A 20,118-nucleotide genomic window follows, 5' to 3' on the forward strand; every position below is an offset into this window, starting at 1 on the left:
CGTCAACGGCTTCCATGATTCCCGACATCCTTCTCAGGAAGGCGTTCCGTCCATGCGTCCCGTTTTCTCCTCGCCAGAAGGGAATGGAACGCAAAGACGCCCCTTCGACTCCGCTCAGGAGGTGCAGAGACGCGGTGATGCTCCATAGCACAGGCGACGGACATCATGCGATACGTCCCGCAAAACCGTTCTTCCGCGAGCATACGTCGCAATCCGTGTCATAAACGCAGCGGTTCGCGTCGCCAGCGTACCGCTTGGAGCACGAATTCGTCACCACAGCACGCCAAGCAGAAATTCAACGGATTGTGCACGATGCGAGGATGAAACGCGGTGGCCATACGACAGTTCGACGCTGAGACGTGTACTCGGCCATACCGGGTAAGCATAGCCCAGGCCCAGCAGAATCCCGAAGCCGGAATTGTCGGCAATCTCGTAACGGACGCGCTCCTTGCCGTCGCTGATATCCACCTGATTCCACTGCATCACCAGACCCGGATCCAGACGCACATAGACACCTTCGCCTGCAATGCCGGTAAAGGTGTACTGCATGCTCGGTCCGAATTGCGCGAAATTCAGTGAGGCATTCCATCCCGGTCCCTCGTAGGTGTCGAAGAACCCCGTCACCGCCATGCCCAACAGGGCGCGATGATTCAGAATTGGCCAGTACAGTCCGATATCCATTGCCGCGAGCAGGCTGCGGTGACCACTCTCCGAGCGAAGAAACTCTGTGTACTCCCGCATACCATCGCTGTACCGGACAAATGGATAGCCGACTCCCGCGCGGAAATAGTAGGTCTCCCGTTCGTGCTCCTGTGCCATGGTTACGACGGAAAGTAACTGCATAGCCACGGCGCATAGCGCCATTCCGATCAGGTGTTTCATGCTGTACCCGCAAACACGTGAATGATTTGTGAAATGAATCTACGGAGCAAAGGACTAAGAGTAAAGTGTCCGATGATTACAGTAAGCTCACCCAACATCCAAGTCACACAAAATGGTATATGCGAGGACTAGGCTCAAATGCGCTTCCATTCATCCTTGCACATCTGCTCTTGAATTTCGGAAACACAGCAACTTTCAGGCGTCGCGTCTTCTCCAACCACCTCAACCGGAAACACGGATCTTTGTGACACTGATTCTCGCGGATTAAGCGACGCGGATTTCCGCGGATTATGGCGGATCAACGCGGATCTAAGATCTAATCCGTGTTAATCCGCCCTTATCAGCGCAGATCCGCGTCACGTGAATCCGCGTCCCCCAATCAGCGTGAATCCGTGTCACGAAAATCTGCCTTGTGCATAAAGCAGCGCAGTGCCAGATTACAGTTTACTTTTCCAGGTAACCAGCACGACAGGGAGTCATCATGCTGATCCATGAAAACATCACCGACAAGATCCTGAGAGCCTTCTGCGCCATGTACAACGGACTGGGCTCGAGCCATAAGGGTAGATGTGACATAAAAATCCGCGTAAATCCGCATCAGTACTTTTCGACAAGTCTGCGAAACGCATCAGCAGCTCGGATCAGGGACAGTGATCCGAAGCAATGCAGTAGCGCCTCGAAGGTCATAGGCGGATTTTTCAGTGCACCTAGCTGCATACCAAGTGCCTTATAGCATAGTAGCGGCTTGTCTGCAATGCATGCAACCAAAAAGGCATCAGGATGCATAGCCTCGATACCATATTTGCCAAGTTCTTCCTGAGGGAAATCCTGAAGATTGTATGTAACGATAATCTCCGCGTGGCAGTGTTGTGCCAATGCCACGACGTGGCGATCGTCGGGATCGGGGAGATGAATCGTCGGAATGAGATGCTCAAAACCTCCGACCATACCTTCCAGTACATGCGCATTCATCAGATCACGCGTTCGTTCAATTCGTGCGCGTGTGAGGTCCGGACGCTTTTCCTGCAGACTCCGCATCCATTCTTCGTGAATCGTATTCGACCAGCGAGCCCGGAATACGTCAAGCAAGGCCAAACGCATCAACAGATCGCGAAGCGGAGCCTGAAAGAGAACGCAGGAATCCAGGACGACACACGATTCTCGAATGTCAGTAGCCAAGACCCATGTCCTGAGCTTCGCGCGTGAGTTCGTCGAGTATCCGTGATCGTTCTGTGTCGATCTGCCGCTTGTACTGCGCAACGTCTTCAAAGCGTATCCGTCTGTGTGCACCGACCTTGCGATATGGAATTTTTGCTTCCGTGAGAAGTTTCACAAGGAATGGCCGCGAAACATTGAGATAATCCGCTGCCTGCTGTGTTGTCAGTTCAGTCTTAAGCGGCATCAATGCAACATCTTTGCCCTGGGCCATGTGTTCAAGAATCTCAACAAGGAGAGCGTACGCAGCCGCAGGAATGCGAATCGCTTCCTTCCCGCCAAGGCTCACCCGATACCCTTCGATCTGCGGTTCCGCAACTGCTTTGGATATTTTCTCGATCGCAGCTCTGGCCATTTCTACATCACCCGACTCAGGCGACTGCCCACCGTTGTATGAAACTGTTTCGATACTCATTTCTGTCCTTTTATTCTAGTATTTAGTAAACGAAACAAACGAAATATACGAAATAATAGAAACAATCACAGATGTCCATCCCGATCCTCTCCCAACTCCGCGAAAATCCGTGTCAGTGACACAGATCAACGCGAATCTTCGAGATGAGCGTTCTTATATCCGCGAAAATCCGTCTTAATCCGCGTCAATCCGTGTCACAAAAAATATTTTCACGCAACCTTCATTTTTTTCACCACAGTCCCTCATTGGTCCTATATATACATAAGGAAACTTCCGCGTCACGCCGCGCCGCAGCTCCGGAAGTGAACGAGTGAAACGGTTGCACATATCCGGAAATGTGAGTAAGTTCCCGATGTTGAGTCTTTTCATCGCCTGCTCCCGATCCGTCACCACCCGTGGGTTCCGCATGCGTTTTGACCGCGTAAAAGTGCTTTTCTTCTCCGTCAACGCCGTAATTGCGGGGGATGGGCGTAGGGGCGAAACACACCCGGACACACGACTTCGGACCTTTCACAACAATCCAAAATCCTCATCATGACATTATGACAGCCCAACGCTACACCGTCACGCAATACGGCATCAGCACACTTCTCACCTGGGTTCAGACCGGAGCGATTGCCATTCCCGAGATCCAGCGACCATTCGTGTGGAGTTCAACAAAGGTCAGGAATTTTCTGGATTCCCTCTATCAGGGCTTCCCGGTCGGCTATCTCATCGCCTGGAAGAATCACGATGTGAAGCTCAAAGACGGTTCGTTTTCCGATGGAAAACGCATCCTTATCGACGGACAGCAACGAGTCACGGCTCTCATGGCCGCGTTGCTCGGCTGGGAAGTGATGACCAAGGATTACGAACATGTACGCATCCGTATCGCCTTCCATCCGCAGCGTGAAGTGTTCGAGGTGCACAATCCCGCCATTGCCAAGGACGTCACCTGGATTCAGGATGTTTCCGTGCTGTTCGCCAACGGCGCAGATCTCTTCTCCGTGGTGATGGGCTATTGCGCACAAAATCCCGGGATGGAGCAGAAGGATGTCTTCCAGGTGTTGTCCCGCCTCGCAGGGATAGTGAACAATCAGGTCGGTGTCATAGATTTGGATGCGGCGCTTGACATCGAGACCGTCACGGAGATTTTTATCCGGGTCAACTCCGAGGGAGTACCGCTCAGCCAGGCGGATTTCGCCATGTCCAAAATCGCCAGCAACGAGGAGTATGGCGGCAGCGATCTTCGCAAGGCCATCGATTATTTCTGTCACCTGGCCGTAGCACCGGATTTTTACAAGAAAATCCAGGAAGGGGACAAAAAATTCGCCGACACCGACTACTTCGGGAAAATGTCCTGGCTGCAGAATGAAAACGACGATATTTACGATCCGTCATACACAGACATGCTGCGTGTGGCCTTCACTTCGGAATTCCGACGCGGCAAACTAGAGGATCTCGTCGCTTTGCTCTCCGGACGCAATTTCGAGACCAAGCAATACGAGGCGGATATCGCGGAAAAGAGCTTCGCGCTGCTTCGTAAAGGCGTGATGAATTTCATGAATGAAAACAAATTCAAGCAATTCGTCATGATCGTCACCTCCGCGGGCTTTGTGGACAGCGCGCTGCTCGGTTCGCAGAACGTGCTTAACTTCGGCTATATACTCTATCTCTCGTTGCGCGATAGTGGGGCAGAGCAAAACCAGATACAGAAATTCGTGCGGCGCTGGTTGGTCATGTCCATGCTCACGGGCAGATACTCGGGTTCTGCGGAAACGCGCATCGACAACGACATCAAGCAGATTCAGGAACTCGGTTTCGAGCGCTATGCGCAACTCACCTACGACGGTGAGCTCTCCGACGCATATTGGGATACAATGCTGCCACAGCAGTTGGTCACCATCTCTACAGCCAGTCCAGCCTTCAACGTGTTTCGCGCTGCACAGGTGTACATGCTCGACAAGGGCTTTCTCTCGGATGCCGTCACCGTACACAGTCTGCTCACGGTGAAATCCGATCTCCACCATTTCTTCCCGAAGGATTTCCTGAAAAAGAACGGCGCAACGAAAGGCCGTTACAACCAGGTCGCAAATCTCGTGGTGACGGACACTCCGATCAATCTCTGCATCGGCAGCACGCCGCCAGAGGTGTATATGGCTGCGGAATGGGAGGCGTGTCTGCAACCCGATGCGAAGAAAAAGCGCTGCGGCCATATCGAGCTTCCCGAGCAACTCATGCAAAATCTCAATTCCCATTGCATCCCGCTGGACAGCGAACTGTACAGCTACGAGCGCTACGACGACTTCCTAGAAGAGCGTCGAAAGCTCATGGCGGGGAAGATGCGGGAGTACTTCAAAGCACTGTAATCAACGCTCATAAAAACTCATCCACGTGGAGAAACACATGCCACAGGCCAGCACCTATCGCTTTCCCTTCGGCCAACCGGTGAAGGATGTCGTTCAAAAGGACCGCAGCCCCAAGAAGGTATTCGTCCTCGGAGTGTACGCCAGCGCTGTGCATGCGGAGTGGCGCGATGCGAAGGGCAAAATGCTCGTGCGCGCCCTCGCAGTGGCCAGCGAGCCGGAGATATTCTGGAGAGGGGACGGTGCGGAGAAAATTATCAGGAAAATCAAATTGCCGGAAGGCGTGGGGACGCTGCAACCGGCTGCCGAGCAATACAACGGACCATCAGGCAAGGTGCTGGATGCAATGATCTTGAATCCGCTGGGTTTGAAGCGAGAGGATGTGTGGTTATGCGATCTGGTACCCCAAAGCCGCATGAATCCCGGCCAAGCGAAAGCAATCGAAACTCATTACAGTAAACTCGTGGAGAAGGGCATCGTTGAACCCGCAAACCTTCCCGAACTCGAAGACATCGACGACAAACGCCGCGCCGCCATACTCCGCGAGCTGGAGCGCTCCGGAGCCGACACAATCATCCTTCTCGGCGACGTTCCCATAAAACAGTGGCTGAAGCCTTATGCTCAGGGTTGGAGCACGCTGAGCAATTTTGTGAACAAGCACGGATACGGAAACAGTGTTCCCGTGACAATCAACGGTAAGACCTACGAAGTGCTGCCGCTTGTGCATCCGAGGCAGGCGGGGAAGTTGGGGATGAGCAGTTCCGATTGGGCAAAAATCCATAGAAAATGGCTGGGTAATCGGGTATAGATTTTTCGTGGAACGAACTGCATTCAGTGGAATCGAACACCATAGCGAAACTAACGGAAAAAACGAGGTGTGAACGATGTCGGATATGTATGTCGGTGTGACTGACAATGATTGGTTCAAATTTCTTCGTGACCGTCAGCCTGATGAGGTCAATTTCTGGAAACCGAAGGGTACACCGTTTAAGGCGTTGCAGCCAGGTGGATTGTTCTTTTTCAAACTGCATGCACCGCTGCGAAAAATTGCCGGTTACGGAATCTTTGTCGAAGCCCCAATACTCCCCCTGAAACTAGCCTGGGATGCTTTTGGCGAGAAAAATGGTGTCTCCAGTCTGAATGACCTGCAGAGACGAATAGCGCGATACAGAAGAGACCACGACCCGAATCCCTACATCACATGCATAATGCTCGCGCAGCCGGTGTTCAGACCGGATGAGGGATGGATGCAACAGCCCTCTGCTTGGGGCGACAGCATTGTGTCGGGAAAGGGATACGAAGCAGATTCTTCAGATGGTAAACGCATGTACAAATTCGCTGAGGAGCTACTCAGTGTTGTGGACAATGGAATTGTAGCCGACAACCGTCAGCGCTATCAGCATCGGTTACAGAAGGTACGATATGGGCAGGGCACTTTCCGTATTCTCGTTACCGAGTCCTACCAGCGTCGCTGTGCGATCACCGGGGAACGAACGTTGCCGGTTCTCGAAGCAGCACATATCAAACCATACGCTCTTGACGGACAACATAATGTGCAGAACGGACTCTTGCTTCGCTCGGATGTGCATACCCTTTTTGATGACGGGTACATTACAGTTACAACGGATCATCGTGTCGAAGTGAGCAGACGGATAAAAGAGCAGTACGAGAATGGCAGGGATTATTACAAGCATCATGGAAACAAGCTGATAGTACTGCCATCAGTCGAGGAGCAACCGGATAGAGACTTACTGTTGTGGCATAATGAGCACGTCTACCAGGGTTGAGTTAACAATAAATCTGAAAATGAGCGTCAAGCAAGCCGACGGCAACATCCGCGTCAAGGTCAACGGTGTAGACGTTTTCGATCCCGGCACCGGCGAAGTCCGCAGCGACAACGCCGACGGCATCGCTTGCTGGTTCATCGATACCGACTACAACGGTGAGAGCTTCTACGTCCGCCACGCCTACTTCCTCGGCCAGAACGATCCCTACAAAGCCCTCAAGACCACCCTCCGCGCCGAAATCAACCCCGACGCCTGGGACACCCTGCACAGCGACACCTCCCGACCCTTCCCCATCCCCGCCTCCCGCCGCATCGCCGTCAAGGTGATCAACCATCTCGGCGATGAGGTGATGAAGGTATGGAAGGTGGGGTGAGGGGGGGGCGAATCCACTCAATTCAATGAAAGAAAGCGGCTCATTGGTAAATTTTTAAGTAATAAGTTGATCAAATAAACAGGCAGGAATTTCAAATGGGCGATTTTTGGGAAATGTTAACAGAAATGGAGCGGAACCCTGACTTATCAGATTTTCAGACCGACATGGAAAGAGCCGAATATTTGCAACGGTTGCTAATCAATCAATCAACGAATGACGGCCCAGCAAATAATGATCACTATGTCCAACTGCGAAAATATTTTCTTGAAAAGCCTGAACATAGAGTTTTAGTGCCCACATGGGTCAGAACAAATCGCGATCTAAGCCAATTCTGGCAGTTTATTAAATTCAAGTTTAGCACCTATGCTGAAAGACGTGAGTTCGTTTGGAGTGAATTTTCGCCATTACTTGAAGCGATTGAGTCATCTACCGATGTGCCGCACGAAATTGCGTTCACTGAAGCACTCAAGGAATTCAATTCCGAGCAACTAATCGATTTATGGAATAAGAACATGGATCGGAAAAATACTGATCCAGACGGGGCCATCACAGCGGCAAAGAGCCTCCTGGAATCAGTATTCAAACATATTCTAGATGATCTCGCCATAGATTATAGCAGTAATTCAGATCTGCACGATCTGTATAAAAAGGTTGCAGAAAACCTTAATTTATCAGCATCACAGCATGAGGAACATATTTTCAAACAAATTCTTGGGTCATGCAGTGGTGTCGTATCGGGAATGAGCAGATTAAGGAATGCCATGGGTGATGCTCATGGGCAAGGGAGAAAAAACTATAGAGCTACACCGAGACATGCCCAACTGGCAGTGAATCTCGCGGGTAGCGTCGCTTTGTTCGTACTCGAGACATACAAGGATCGTAAATAAAATATTGGAGCACGGTATGGTATCATTTGGAAGGCAAGCTGAAGCACTTAAGAGAAAAGAAGCGTTGCTATTCCAGAGATGGGGTGGTGAACGCCCTACCGACGGCCTTGTTTCACCAGAGTATTATGTTCGTTCGAAACCACGAGTCGTGTTCCTGATGAAGGAGACTAACGGTAAAGTAGATCTTACAGATTTTCTCAGAAATGGTGGCCGATGGCAGACATGGAACAACGTCGTACGTTGGAGTAGACTCCTACGCAATGGATTTGCAGTTCCTTTGAGGAAAATTACTGATGAGGACCGCCGTAACGAATTGCTTCACTTAGCCATAGTAAATATCAAGAAGACTCCCGGAGGCGCACGTGCTTCAAAGTCGGAGCTTAGGCACGCAGTAATGCATGATTATGGGTTGCTACGGGATCAGTTAGAACTGTATCAACCAGATGTGATCGTGTGCTGCGGCCAGGATGTGACAGATCTGTTGCCCGAGATCATAGATGTCAGACCTGCCAATGATGCTCAAAAGATACTGCACCTCTCTTGGAGCGACACATCGTCTAAGGGTGTAGCCATACCCTTTTATCACCCTGCATGCAGACGCAATAAGGTAGCGCTGCTTAACGAATTAAAGCATCTTGTCGAAACGAACAAGTTGATCAAACTCTGGAGATGAAGACGGACTTCATCAAGAATGAACTCCGCTATGTCGAGGATGAAAATGGATTTTGAAGGAGAATGCCACCATGCCAAAAGAACTCTACCCATCCTCCTTTCTCTGCGCATGCGGTTACCAAGCGGACTTCTACGAGAGCACAGTCAGAGAGATGCAAAAAGCGAGTATCAGCCGTCAACAACGCCTCGGTGCTGATGACGATGAGCACGTTATTGTCTTCGAGCGTGGAGAATTCACGGCCATGTGGTGTCCGAAGGCAGGCAAGGAGGTTCCAGCCGACGGCGACGCGTAACGCATTGCCACGCACACGCCGGCATCCCGGATTCGAGAAGGTCGTCCTTCCACGAAACGAAGTTTCGAAGCTGTAGAAAGCGCGGTTGCCGTACATGACGCAAGCCTTGAAAATGTAGACGATCTCATGATAAAGTACTTGACAGCAGTTTACCTTTAGGTTAACTTTGGAGTGGACGATGAGGACACGGAAAATCTGGACCGGAGAACAAGCGGACATCAACGCTATCACGGATGCCGACGGTCATTGCCCTGTTCTGGATTTTCTCAATCGACTTGATGCGCGTGCTCAGAAGAGGTTACTCATGCTTTTCGACCTCTTCGGCAAGTGCGGACGCAGCAGGAACTCGGAGATGTTCGAAGAGATCGGCGTCGGTATCTGGGCTATCAAGAATGCCGCGTTTCGCATCTTCTGTTTCTTCACGCCACACGCAGCAAAAACGACATTGGTCCTCACCCACGCAATCGATGGCAAAGACAACACATCAGACAGCAACGAAGTACTGAAGGCCGAACAATATCTCAGGCGCTTCATCAGGAAAGGTTAGAGCAATGCAGCAGAGCAATTGGTTTGCGCAGCAATTCGCGAAATTTGAGAAGGATCCCGAGTTCCATGCAGGAGTGCTCCGACTGAGTTTCTACGAAGACGTGCTACGCATCATGGAAGAAAAGGGCATCAACAGAAGCGAACTTGCGGCGCGACTCGGCTGCAGCAAGGCCTACATCACCAAGCTCTTCAGCGACTCCACCAACGTAACCATACAGACCATGGCAAAAATATCCTTTGCGCTTGATTGCGAATTGAGCATCACCATGAACTCAAAGGAGAAAAAATCCGGGTGTACCACAAACGCACAATCGGGCAGATCTACAGAACGAAGTAATAGAGCCAGAAAAGGACGAAGACAATACTTAGATGTGAGGGCGTGGTGAAACGGCGGGAAAGATTTCGGGAGCTGGGTATTGACAATGACTTTAATTATTTGTAAATAGCAGATAAGATTAGATGAAAATACTCTCTGGTTAATTCGTTGAACGTCATAAAAATAGGAATGTGTCAATGAAAAGGACATGTACGACAGTATTAGTTGCATTTTTCGTGACTTCTTTGGCGGTTTATTCGCAATCTGTAGAGGTCTCTTTCTCAGGAAAGGAAATCTACAGTGGGAAAGCAGTTCAGCTGGATTCGGTTCGGATAGAAAATCTCATGACTGGTCAGATTGTTGTTCTCCATTCAGACTTTGTATTTGATCTCGGGAATCTGACAGGTATCCATGATGGTGATGTTGAAGTCCTTCCATCTTCATTTAACCTCAGCGGAAATTTCGCTAATCCCTTCGTCGACGAAACAAGGTTCAGGATTGGAATTAATAGTCCAGGGGAGACTACAATCGGGCTTTATTCCCTCACTGGAGAGATTCTGGTATTGATAAAGAAGCCTCTCGAGTCGGGAGAGAGTGAATTTATAATACAAGGTAATGGTCTTGCGCCAGGGATTTATCTACTTGTTGCCAAACACCGCGAGAATTCACAGTCGGTAAAAATTCTCAAAACAGGACCTGTCGTATCTGGGTCTCCAGCTATTTTCCAGAGTGGAAGCACTAGTGCAAGCGCTTATAGTTTCGGAAAGACAAAAATCACTGATGTTTTCCGTTTCACTGGTTACGCAAAGGACCATATATCGGCAGTCATCGATACGTCCTTGACAACAAAAACCAGACTTGAGTTTGTTTTTACAAAAATACTGTATAAAGCGCCGCAGCTGCTCTCGTTCGAGACGGATCGAACAAAACGCGCAATTAAACTACCAATCTATTTAACTGTAAAAACGAGTGATTCAGATAAGATTCTTGAACTTATCAGAATAGATTTCGAAGGCGACGGTATTATCGATGATTCAATATCAATTCAGGGCAACACCTCGGATCAAGATTCTGTTCAGTTTGTTGTGCGCTACCAATCAGAAGGTGCATATACACCAACTATTGAAATACAAGATAAAAGAGGATACGCCACAGCACATGTTCTCGATTCAGCAATCAGCATAGTCGAGATGATATTAAACCCCGAAACGAAGTTAATACGTAAGGAAGAAATCGCGAGCTCGGGTATCACATATGACTCGAGTTGGACTTTTACATTGTCTGATGAAGTACTTCATCGAATGAATATTCAGATAGGAAGTATCCTTGTCAGTGACACTGGGGAAGGATTTATAAGAAAAGTTATAAAAATAGAAGAAGTACAAAATCAGAACTTCGTTCAAACAGAGCAAGGTTCGCTAAACGAGGTGTATGAAGAGGCGTTTCTTTCATTTGATAATAAGTTGAAATTCGATTCACTGACAAGTTCAAGAAACGAGGAATTATTAAGTAAATCACCGAGCGGTTTCTCAAGGGTGAAAAAAAGCTTCGAAGTAAAATGGAGTGATCCCTCAAAACTATTGCAGGTGAATCTTGCTGGGTGGTTATCGGCGAGCGAACCAAGAATATCCTTATACAAAGAACTTGATAAGGGGAAGTTGGTTAGAGCCAGTTTCCTCTTTGAAGTGAGTTTAGAGGCTAAATTGTCAGCTTCTGGTTCCGGTAGAGGGGAAATGAGGAAGGATGTTGGTGGTCCGATTTCATTGGGCACCTTTCTTATCCCTGGAACCTTCATCCCCGTCACTTCTAGTCTTCAGTTTTCGATTGGAGTTAGTGGAAAATTGGAAACTGGTGTTGAGGCAGAAGCAACCATCACGCGATCCATCTTTGTACGTGCTACGTTTGAAGATGGAGTTTGGGATGTAGTTGAGGATGGAGATACTGATTTTGAATTTGTGCCTCCACGTATTGCTCTGGGTGCGAATGTTAAATTTTTCGGGTCCGCAAGAGTTACGACGAAGATTGCTGGTTTACTTGGTCCATACGTTGAAGTGAGCGCATATCCAATTCTTTTGGACGTTGAGGCTGATCGCTCCCCCGTGGCGGAGTTGTATTGGGGAATCGAGGGTAAAATTGGTTTTATGATGAAAATGTTTGTACTTGAGGATATAGACTTTCATGCCAAATTAGATGGTGTTCAATACAAATACTGGGATAGTGGTAAGGCAATAGGGCCATTGTCGAGTATTGCTCCCTTAAGCATTGCACCGGGAATGGTTGTGACGCTTCGTGGAGAAAACTTTGGTAACTCCAGAGATGATCAACAAGTGTTTTTTGTAAGATACAATGATTTTAATCAGTTTTATGCTTCAGACTATATTGAATGGTCGAACACTGAAATAAGGGTTCGAGTACCCGAGGGCGTGGATGCTCACGGAACTGTTTGTGTAAAGGATGCATTTTGTAGCAGCAATCTTATCCCATATCTGCTAAGTGGACTTCCGGTTCTTACTACAGCTGAAGTAAGCGATATTGAAGTTAATATGGGATCAATTTCTGCCACTTGTGGCGGACAGATTTCATACGATGGCGGATTCTTGGTAACATCAAGAGGTGTTTGCTGGAGTGAATCGGAGTTTCCGACTACTGCCCACGCAAAAACAGATAATGGTTCTGGAATTGGGGATTTCACTAGTCAACTTACTGGCTTGAAAGTTAATACATCCTATCTTGTTAGGGCGTATGCAACAAACGGTGTAGGAACAAGTTATGGTGAAGTCAAAATTTTTAATACACCTGAAGAACCAGTACCTTTGGCTCTTACAACAACAGCTGTAAGTAATATTACGATTTCAACGGCTAACACCGGTGGGAATATTATCTCTGATGGCGGTATCCATATAGTAAAACGCGGCGTGTGCTGGAGTACTACTCCAAATCCTACAGTGTTAGATAATAAAACAACAGATGGGTTTGGTATAGGAGTGTATTCCAGCTTATTATCTGGTCTCACAGCTGCTACGACCTATTACGTACGAGCTTATGCTACGAATGCGACTGGAACGGGGTACGGTAACGAAGTTTCATTTACCACGCAATCAGTAAGCAGTGGTGGTGAGATTACTATTGGTACACAGGTGTGGATGCTGAGAAACCTGGACGTATCAACATACCGTAATGGCGATACAATATCACAGGTTACAGATCCTACAGCATGGAATGGTCTAACCACCGGTGCTTGGTGCTATTACAACAACGACCCTGCGATGGGAGCGATCTATGGCAAGCTATATAATTGGTACGCGATAAGCGATCCGCGGGGTTTGGCACCTACTGGCTGGCACGTACCAAGCGACGAGGAATGGAAAACTCTGGAAAAAACACTCGGTATGTCGCAATCTGAGGTAGATGCTACAGATTGGCGCGGTACCGATGAAGGAGGCAAGATGAAAGAGATCGGCACAGCACATTGGATGAGTCCGAATACGGGAGCGACGAACAGCAGCGGTTTCACAGCTCTTCCGGGAGGCTTCCGCTCCGGCGGAAAGGACTACTCTGTGGGCAGCAATGGCTACTGGTGGTCGTCGTCTGAGTCCGGCGCGACAAAAGCATGGTATCGCGAGCTGGGCCACAGCCGCGCGAGAGTGAGCCGCGGCGCTGCCAAGGGCAACGGGTTCTCCGTACGCTGTATTAAAGACGACTGATTGTTAGAGTACACTGTCTTACATGAAGATGAGGCGATGGATAATCACAGAGTAAGAAACAGGATGAATCAACTTATTGTCGATATCATAGTTCTCATCTCATCCGTCGCGGTTATGATCGCGGCTATACAACCTTCGACGAGGATACGCAGGCACTGCGCGGCCGTCTGCTCTCGACTGAAACCATGCGCCGCAATCTCCTGCGCTCGGCGCGCGTGCGCTGCTCCCGCGACGAACTGAGTCACGACATTCTGCACAACCGCATACTCAAGACCACGGTGGTGCAGCTTTTACGGACGTACGGTATCGATGAGAGCATAGCCGCGAATCTTGTCGATCACCGACATCGCATGCACACCGTGAGTGAAATTCCTCTGTCCGACAGCGTGTTTTCGCGTGTGGTCTTGCACAGAAACAACCTCTTCTATGATTTCCTGCTCAAAATCTCGCAATTGATCTTCCATAACCTGCTCCCGGCGGAAGAGCAGGGGCATTACTATTTCCTGGATTTTATCAACGATCAGGTAAAGATGCGGCTGCTCTTTGAGGAATTCATCCGCAATTTCTACCGTCTCGAACAAAACGACTGGAAGGTGGATCGTGATACCAATGATTGGCAGCTCGACGCAGTGACGGAGGATTCCGCCCGCTTTCTGCCCGCAATGCAGACGGACGTGTCCCTCGTGAATCGTCACCGCCGCATCGTCATAGAATGCAAATTCACAGCCAGCCATTTCCAGCAGCGCTTTGCGCAGTCCAAGGAGACCTTCCGTTCATCGCATATGTATCAGCTCAACGCATATCTTCAGAATCTGCACGACCGTTACCCGGAGCAGGAAATCGAAGGAATTCTTCTTTATCCTACCGTGCGCGAATCCCTCCGCCACGAATTCCTGAACAAGCGCGGCCAGCGCGTACGGATATGGTCGATAGATCTGAATGCTCCGTGGAGGCAGATACATGAGGAGCTGCTGGGGTTGGTTGCACGATGAAGCGAACGGGTACGAACAGAATCGAAATGTTCTCAACATTTGTAAAGGTACGCCATGAGTGATGTAAGTAATCTCCTCGTCGGCCTTTCCTCACTGATTTGGCCGGTCATCATATTTTATCTGATCATCTGATTCAGTGGTCCAATCAAGGACATCATCAATACCGCAAAGACCCGGGGCTTCGCAATTAAAGTAGGTGGTACCGAATTGTCTTTCGAAGAAGCGGCGAAGCAACAACTCATTCAAATCAACGATCTTCAGAAACAGCCCGTCCGGATTTCGCATGAAGTTGAGGAGTTAAATGAAAATCGGGATGGCGTTCTCCCTCGGAAAGATACTCCCGGTCCGAAGATTAGGAGGATTCTCTGGGTCGATGACTACCCGAGTAATAATGCGAGCATCGTATCGCATCTGACGAATCTAGGCATAGTTGTGGACACAGCTTTGACTACGCAGGAAGGTCTTAAGCGCTTTCATTCAGATCATTACAACCTGATTATTTCAGACATGGGAAGGAATGAAGACGGAACCGAGAACCCGGTTGCGGGAATTGATCTCACGAAGGCAATACGGCAATACGATACCGATCTGCCAGTAATCATCTTTTGTTCGAGGCGCGCCAGGCAGAGATATGCAGAGGAAGTCTTGACGTCTGGAGTAAGCGCAGTCACGAATTCTGCTGTGAGATTGCTCTCGGAAATCTCGCGGATTGGAAGCTTTACATCCGATTAGCGAGCTGTAGCAAATCCCGCATGAACAACAGTCTTTGGAGGTATCATGCTCACTCTCGATCACTCAATCCGTACCGCCGCCTTCGACTGGCTTGCGCGCAATGCTGATCCCGATAGCGGCTTGATCACGTGGACTCAGCTTTCGACCGGATTTCCCTATGGCGATACACGGATTCCGCTGGTGACGCAGCGCGGGATATTTAAACCGCGGCAGCTCGATATCCCGCTGAGTATTCGAACGAGCCCGCAAGATCCATATGGCGATGCTTTCGAAGGGAACGAGGTGTTGCTGTACCGCTACTTCGGCACGGTTGCGAATCACCGCGACAACGCCGGGTTGCGCGAGGCCATGAGGCAGCGCCTTCCGCTGGTGTATCTCAAGGGTATATCCCCCGGGAAGTACTGCGCGGTCTGGCCGGTGTATATCATCGGTGATGATCCGAGGCTGCTCCGCTTCCGCGCCACTGCGGACATGCAGTTCTCGTATCAGATCGAAGAGGAGGAGGACAGCCAACTCATCACCATTCGCCGGGGGTATGCCATGGCGCAGGTGCGTGTGCGTCTGCATCAGACGAGTTTCCGGGATATGATCATGCGCGCGTACCGCTCCACGTGCAGCATGTGCACGCTCAAGCACGAAGAACTGCTCGATGCTGCGCATATCATCCCGGACAGCAACGCGTTGGGTGTGCCCGAGGTCACCAACGGCCTGGCGCTGTGCAAGATACACCACGCGGCCTTCGACAAGCACATCCTGGGCATCGATCCCGATTATCACATCGAGGTGCGTGAGGACATTCTCGAAGAAGTAGACGGTCCGATGCTGCAACACGGGCTGAAGGAAATGCAGGGCCGCAAGCTCTATCTGCCGAAGAACGCAGCGCACTATCCCGACCGCGAGCGCCTGGAGCAACGGTTTGCGGAATTCCGAAGGGCGGGATGAGGTCCTCTCCGCTTTGACGAACGATGTAGCCGTATCCCGGACGAATCGGAGCGACTGGAAGCGATGGAAAAGGACCTTCGCGACTCTCTCTACTTCACCAGACAGGTAATAGAAATGGGAGGGAAATTACGAATTGCATCTCACCGGAAAGGACGTATCCAACACGCAGCATACACACGTACATTCATTTCCAGGAGTAATCATGCGCATCACCGCCCTTATCCTGAACATGGGATTGTTGATATTCTTCATTTCCGAACTCATACGCGTCGGCTTCGGATATTTCGGTTTGATCGAGTTTCTCGCGACGGTGCTGATAGGCGGTTCGACGATACTCAGCATAGTGTATATCGTCGTCGCGTGTGATCGTCCCTGGTTCGCGTTTCGTTTCGCGAAAGCAGAGAAGGCGCGGGAGACCGGGGTTTCACCGTAATCCTTGGGCTGTGATCGGAGGGGGATGGAACGCAGCCCTTCGACGGTCCCTGAGCGTCCCTTCGATGGTAGCTGAGCGTAGTCGAAGCTCGCCCAGGGACCGCCGAGACCTCACTTGAGCGCTGTCGGAGGGCTGCGTTAGATTATACTCCCAGCGCATATGCGTTGAATTCTCCTCCCTGCGTCCCTGCGCCTTCGCGTCTTTGCGTTGAATTTCTTGCAACTCAAAGTAGCGTTTTGATTTCGTAAATCGAGACGATGTGGATTTGTGCACGGTGCCGAGCATATTGATTCGTTGGAATATCGATTACGCGACCTTCGATAAAAACACTCCCGAAATCAATCATGACGAGTCATCGAAGTGTTACAGTCCGTGTAACAGGAGGCGGATGCGCCAATGTGTTCCTGGGGTTTTCAAGAGTCCTTGCATTACAACCGGAAAAGCGTTTCCGGCCAAGCATATTGCATCAGGGCAACCGAAATGACCTTGATTTCAGTGCCCGGTAAGGTTAGTTTTTGAGAAGTATCCATTACAGGGAAGCCATGGATACAATACTTGATCTGGATGTCACGATGTTGTTGCAATCATGATCCACAAACCGACAAAAAATGTCAGATTCTGTACGATAACGGGTCACTAACTGCTTTAGCTATAGTGAAACATCCACATCACCGAAGGCAACATTTATCCCGCTATGAGTTGGTTGCAGTCTGTGCAAGTTATCACGTGTTTTCACCATGGTCACCATCGTAATCATTGGCGCATTATCGGGCGGGATAGCCGTTCTGCGAAGATCGCCACTTCTAAGTTCCATACGTAAATACATTACCGTAACGCAGCACAAAAGAGACCTGCAACACAAAAATTCGTAGGGAAAAACAAAGGGAGCTTCACACATGACACTGTACAGAAATCGCTATCGCGTCGAATCCGCCCGGAAGCAAGGTTTTGATTATTCATCGGCTGGATATTACTATCTCACGGTGTGCACCTGCAACATGGTTCACCTATTCGGTGAAATCATCAATCATGAAATGGTGCTGAACGAATACGGCGATATTGTTCATCAGGAATGGTTCAAATCTTTTGAGATACGCCGGGAATTACAGTCCGACGAATTCATTGTCATGCCCAACCACATCCACGGGATAGTTCGCATTGTTCGGCCTCCCGCTGAGGCACAGTCATGTCGCAATCCAGAAATTGCTGACTGTTCAGAACTTGTCAACCGTGAGGGATGTCCATTGACACCGAAATCCATTTCATCATTCATGGCTGGTGTCAAATCAGCAATAACAACACGAATCAATATCTCGCGTGGCACCCCGGGTAAACCTGTGTGGCAGCCCAGATTTTATGATAGTATCATTCGAGACGATGCAAGCCTGTTTCGTGTTCGCGAATACATTCGGAACAATCCAAAAAAATGGGGACAGGATCCCATGAAATAATCACACCGAAATCCAAATAGAACAGCGACCAGAAATCGGCGTCATGGTCATGACCGGGGCACCGCGGACATCGGCGTCGCAACGGAAAAATGCATTGAAATAACCAGCCATGATTTCGATGCGTATGTAGAGACGCCCGGCCGGGCGTCTCTACGAATCATGACACACCATACGAACATCGCCGCCATCGTCATGACCGGATCACCGCGGACAACGCCGCCATCGTCACGATCGGATAACAACGGACATCGCCGTCGCAACGGAAAATGCATTGAAATAACCAGCCATGATTTCGATGCGTATGTAATGACACCCGGCCGGGCGTCCCTACACAGGCGCCTGTTGATACCTGCCTGCGTCTGTTGGTACCTGTCCCGCACCTGCCCGTGCCTGCCCGTGACAGCGATGTGGACGCAAGGTCGTTTCCGGAAATCGGTCCTGACGCAAGATTACTTCAGCCCTCAGGTGACTGCACCACCGCGTCCGCGAGCGGTGGCTGCGCTCACTTGAGCAGAATCATCGGTCTCTCGATGCACACGCCGTCCATGATCACACGGTAAAAATAAGTGCCGGATGGCAGGGTGGAAGCGTCGAATTGAACGACGTGCATTCCGGCATGCTCGAAGCCATCCACCAGCGTGCGGACTTCCCGCCCCAGCCAATCGTACACAACCAGCCGGATCGCGCCGTCCGCCGCGAGCCGATAGCTGATGCTCGTGACCGGATTGTACGGATTCGGATAATTCTGCAACAAATCAACGGTATTCTGTGTCACTGTGGCTTCACATGGTCCCAGCTGATCGCCGATATTCAGATGCGCCGGCACCGCCGGCGCGGCGATGCACAGGGTGTTGCCCTGATGGCAGACAAGCACCTTGTTCATGTTTTGTCCGCAGCGGACATCAACGACACGGACCTCAACGACGTCCGATGCGCTGCGATTGGCTGCATCGGTCACGGTGAGCGTGTAGGAGGTCGTTACGGTGGGACTGACGGATATGCTGGCGCCGCTTTGCGCATTCGACCAGGCGAATTGGTACGGAGGATTACCGCCGGTCACCGTCCCCGTGAGTGTCACGGATTGCGGTCCGTAGCCAATGTAGATGGTCTGATCCGGACCTGCATCGGCGATCGGGGGAGCTTGCAGTACGCTCCCTTCGATGATAACATCGTCAACCCAGATTTCACTTCCGATAGCGATGTCCCAGATGAGAATGTCAACCGTCGTTGCCGTACCATTCATCGCTCGATCCCAGAGTTTCACCGAAGGATCATTCTGGTATTGGCTTGGAGGAGCGATGCCGATATAATCGGCAGGATAAGTACCATACAAAACCTGGTCGAGAAACACATACCCGCCTGAACCCCAATTCAAGCCTAACTCTGCCCATTTGAAGGAAATGTTCGTAAGCAGATAGGGTACCTGAAAATCAATGTGTATCATTGTCCAGTAGGGCTGTGCGTACGGTGAACCGGAATTGTAGCAATTAAAGCCGCAACTGGATTTCCCGAATCGTACGGCTTTGGTACTGCCGAATATGGCACTCGGGGCTACTCCCGCTGCCGGTGTCAGATTGCCGCTCGACAGAATTGTGATTTTCGGATCGAGTGTCCCTTCGAAATCCTCCGATAGCGCGACTTGCGCATGCGCCAGATTCGCCAGATGCAGCAACAGCATCGCAACACCAATGAATAGCAGGGTTCTCATCGTCGTAACTCCTTTCAATGTGGATTGGTTTTGTACCGACTGTATTTCATGACGGGTACTTCCATTTCCGTATGACACGAGAACGATGGCCACGGAGCGCCGATAGCAGAGCAGGGGACGGAGCGGGTCCTGCCGCACGCTGCCTGCGCCGCGTACCATGTTCTGGCATGTTCGAACGTGTGTTGCTTGCATGCGTCGCGGCCCGATGCCGCCTCCGGGCCGCTCAACGGAACGGGGCATCACCGATGGCGATGGGGCGCACGACGCAGACTCTGGTCAAGAAATGTTCATACAACATTACACATATTATGGTCTTATGTCAAGATTGTTCGAACATTTATTCTATCGTACAATAAGCGGACATTCGTTGCAGCGTATCTCTCTGAGCACGCGGGGAGGAGGCGGAGCGTGGAACGGGCGTGATG

The 20,118-nt window shown here is 50.2% G+C and carries 17 protein-coding genes and 2 pseudogenes; 15 read left to right on the plus strand and 4 right to left on the minus strand.

Translation table 11 applies throughout. The features are described 5' to 3' along the window. Positions 1-270: 270 nt before the first annotated feature. The 3 genes and pseudogenes from M5R41_03450 to M5R41_03460 all read right to left on the minus strand — a co-directional run bounded on the left by M5R41_03450 (position 271) and on the right by M5R41_03460 (position 2,512). A complete protein-coding gene (locus M5R41_03450; protein ID MCZ7555445.1) occupies positions 271-882 on the minus strand; it encodes a hypothetical protein in 612 nt (203 codons plus the stop codon). A 762-nt stretch (positions 883-1,644) separates the two neighbouring features. After that, a pseudogene (locus M5R41_03455) lies at positions 1,645-2,049 on the minus strand (PIN domain-containing protein). A gap of 1 nt (position 2,050) precedes the next feature. Then, positions 2,051-2,512, minus strand: a complete 462-nt coding sequence (locus M5R41_03460; protein MCZ7555446.1) for a helix-turn-helix domain-containing protein — start codon at positions 2,510-2,512, stop codon at positions 2,051-2,053. 542 nt (positions 2,513-3,054) lie between these two features. On the opposite strand from M5R41_03460, the gene M5R41_03465 reads away from it, so the two are divergent. The 15 genes and pseudogenes from M5R41_03465 to M5R41_03535 all read left to right on the plus strand — a co-directional run bounded on the left by M5R41_03465 (position 3,055) and on the right by M5R41_03535 (position 17,985). Further along, positions 3,055-4,860 (plus strand): DUF262 domain-containing protein, encoded by a 1,806-nt coding sequence (locus M5R41_03465; GenBank protein ID MCZ7555447.1) that lies wholly within the window; start codon positions 3,055-3,057, stop codon positions 4,858-4,860. 37 nt (positions 4,861-4,897) lie between these two features. Further along, positions 4,898-5,665: a hypothetical protein gene (locus M5R41_03470; GenBank protein MCZ7555448.1), complete on the plus strand. Its 768-nt coding sequence runs from the start codon at positions 4,898-4,900 to the stop codon at positions 5,663-5,665. Positions 5,666-5,741: 76 nt separating this feature from the next. Continuing rightward, complete coding sequence (locus tag M5R41_03475) at positions 5,742-6,644, plus strand: HNH endonuclease (protein MCZ7555449.1); 903 nt, start codon at positions 5,742-5,744, stop codon at positions 6,642-6,644. Between the two features lie 34 nt (positions 6,645-6,678). Then, positions 6,679-7,017, plus strand: a pseudogene (locus tag M5R41_03480) (site-specific DNA-methyltransferase). A 95-nt stretch (positions 7,018-7,112) separates the two neighbouring features. Next, the gene (locus M5R41_03485; protein ID MCZ7555450.1) at positions 7,113-7,904 is read left to right on the plus strand and encodes an abortive infection family protein; all 792 of its coding nucleotides are present in this window, start codon (positions 7,113-7,115) and stop codon (positions 7,902-7,904) included. Positions 7,905-7,920: 16 nt separating this feature from the next. After that, positions 7,921-8,577 carry a hypothetical protein gene (locus M5R41_03490; protein MCZ7555451.1) on the plus strand — a complete coding sequence of 219 codons (657 nt, stop codon included), beginning with the start codon at positions 7,921-7,923 and terminating at the stop codon, positions 8,575-8,577. Between the two features lie 70 nt (positions 8,578-8,647). Further along, positions 8,648-8,869: a hypothetical protein gene (locus M5R41_03495; GenBank protein ID MCZ7555452.1), complete on the plus strand. Its 222-nt coding sequence runs from the start codon at positions 8,648-8,650 to the stop codon at positions 8,867-8,869. A gap of 178 nt (positions 8,870-9,047) precedes the next feature. Continuing rightward, complete coding sequence (locus M5R41_03500) at positions 9,048-9,416, plus strand: type II toxin-antitoxin system RelE/ParE family toxin (GenBank protein MCZ7555453.1); 369 nt, start codon at positions 9,048-9,050, stop codon at positions 9,414-9,416. 4 nt (positions 9,417-9,420) lie between these two features. Next, positions 9,421-9,801, plus strand: coding sequence for a helix-turn-helix transcriptional regulator (locus tag M5R41_03505; protein MCZ7555454.1), 381 nt, complete (start codon positions 9,421-9,423; stop codon positions 9,799-9,801). Between the two features lie 127 nt (positions 9,802-9,928). After that, positions 9,929-13,435, plus strand: a complete 3,507-nt coding sequence (locus M5R41_03510; GenBank protein ID MCZ7555455.1) for an IPT/TIG domain-containing protein — start codon at positions 9,929-9,931, stop codon at positions 13,433-13,435. Between the two features lie 101 nt (positions 13,436-13,536). Then, positions 13,537-14,427, plus strand: coding sequence for a hypothetical protein (locus M5R41_03515; GenBank protein ID MCZ7555456.1), 891 nt, complete (start codon positions 13,537-13,539; stop codon positions 14,425-14,427). A gap of 207 nt (positions 14,428-14,634) precedes the next feature. Beyond that, positions 14,635-15,159 carry a response regulator gene (locus M5R41_03520; protein MCZ7555457.1) on the plus strand — a complete coding sequence of 175 codons (525 nt, stop codon included), beginning with the start codon at positions 14,635-14,637 and terminating at the stop codon, positions 15,157-15,159. A 45-nt stretch (positions 15,160-15,204) separates the two neighbouring features. After that, the gene (locus tag M5R41_03525; GenBank protein ID MCZ7555458.1) at positions 15,205-16,101 is read left to right on the plus strand and encodes an HNH endonuclease; all 897 of its coding nucleotides are present in this window, start codon (positions 15,205-15,207) and stop codon (positions 16,099-16,101) included. Positions 16,102-16,303: 202 nt separating this feature from the next. Beyond that, entirely contained in the window at positions 16,304-16,534 is a 231-nt protein-coding gene (locus M5R41_03530; GenBank protein ID MCZ7555459.1) for a hypothetical protein, read from the plus strand. An 896-nt stretch (positions 16,535-17,430) separates the two neighbouring features. Further along, the gene (locus tag M5R41_03535) at positions 17,431-17,985 is read left to right on the plus strand and encodes a transposase (GenBank protein MCZ7555460.1); all 555 of its coding nucleotides are present in this window, start codon (positions 17,431-17,433) and stop codon (positions 17,983-17,985) included. A 502-nt stretch (positions 17,986-18,487) separates the two neighbouring features. Here the strand turns inward: M5R41_03535 and M5R41_03540 are convergent. Then, positions 18,488-19,693 carry a T9SS type A sorting domain-containing protein gene (locus tag M5R41_03540; GenBank protein ID MCZ7555461.1) on the minus strand — a complete coding sequence of 402 codons (1,206 nt, stop codon included), beginning with the start codon at positions 19,691-19,693 and terminating at the stop codon, positions 18,488-18,490. Between the last annotated feature and the right edge of the window lie 425 nt (positions 19,694-20,118).

The organism is Bacteroidia bacterium (assembly GCA_027493955.1).
In the GTDB taxonomy this organism is placed as follows: Bacteria; Bacteroidota; Ignavibacteria; order SZUA-365; family SZUA-365; genus JAOSJT01.

Coding starts and splice junctions, on each gene's coding strand:
- M5R41_03450 (MCZ7555445.1), bottom strand. CDS start 882: ATGAAACACCTGATCGGAATGGCGCTATGCGCCGTGGCTATGCAGTTA.
- M5R41_03460 (MCZ7555446.1), bottom strand. CDS start 2,512: ATGAGTATCGAAACAGTTTCATACAACGGTGGGCAGTCGCCTGAGTCG.
- M5R41_03465 (MCZ7555447.1), top strand. CDS start 3,055: ATGACAGCCCAACGCTACACCGTCACGCAATACGGCATCAGCACACTT.
- M5R41_03470 (MCZ7555448.1), top strand. CDS start 4,898: ATGCCACAGGCCAGCACCTATCGCTTTCCCTTCGGCCAACCGGTGAAG.
- M5R41_03475 (MCZ7555449.1), top strand. CDS start 5,742: ATGTCGGATATGTATGTCGGTGTGACTGACAATGATTGGTTCAAATTT.
- M5R41_03485 (MCZ7555450.1), top strand. CDS start 7,113: ATGGGCGATTTTTGGGAAATGTTAACAGAAATGGAGCGGAACCCTGAC.
- M5R41_03490 (MCZ7555451.1), top strand. CDS start 7,921: ATGGTATCATTTGGAAGGCAAGCTGAAGCACTTAAGAGAAAAGAAGCG.
- M5R41_03495 (MCZ7555452.1), top strand. CDS start 8,648: ATGCCAAAAGAACTCTACCCATCCTCCTTTCTCTGCGCATGCGGTTAC.
- M5R41_03500 (MCZ7555453.1), top strand. CDS start 9,048: ATGAGGACACGGAAAATCTGGACCGGAGAACAAGCGGACATCAACGCT.
- M5R41_03505 (MCZ7555454.1), top strand. CDS start 9,421: ATGCAGCAGAGCAATTGGTTTGCGCAGCAATTCGCGAAATTTGAGAAG.
- M5R41_03510 (MCZ7555455.1), top strand. CDS start 9,929: ATGAAAAGGACATGTACGACAGTATTAGTTGCATTTTTCGTGACTTCT.
- M5R41_03525 (MCZ7555458.1), top strand. CDS start 15,205: ATGCTCACTCTCGATCACTCAATCCGTACCGCCGCCTTCGACTGGCTT.
- M5R41_03530 (MCZ7555459.1), top strand. CDS start 16,304: ATGCGCATCACCGCCCTTATCCTGAACATGGGATTGTTGATATTCTTC.
- M5R41_03535 (MCZ7555460.1), top strand. CDS start 17,431: ATGACACTGTACAGAAATCGCTATCGCGTCGAATCCGCCCGGAAGCAA.
- M5R41_03540 (MCZ7555461.1), bottom strand. CDS start 19,693: ATGAGAACCCTGCTATTCATTGGTGTTGCGATGCTGTTGCTGCATCTG.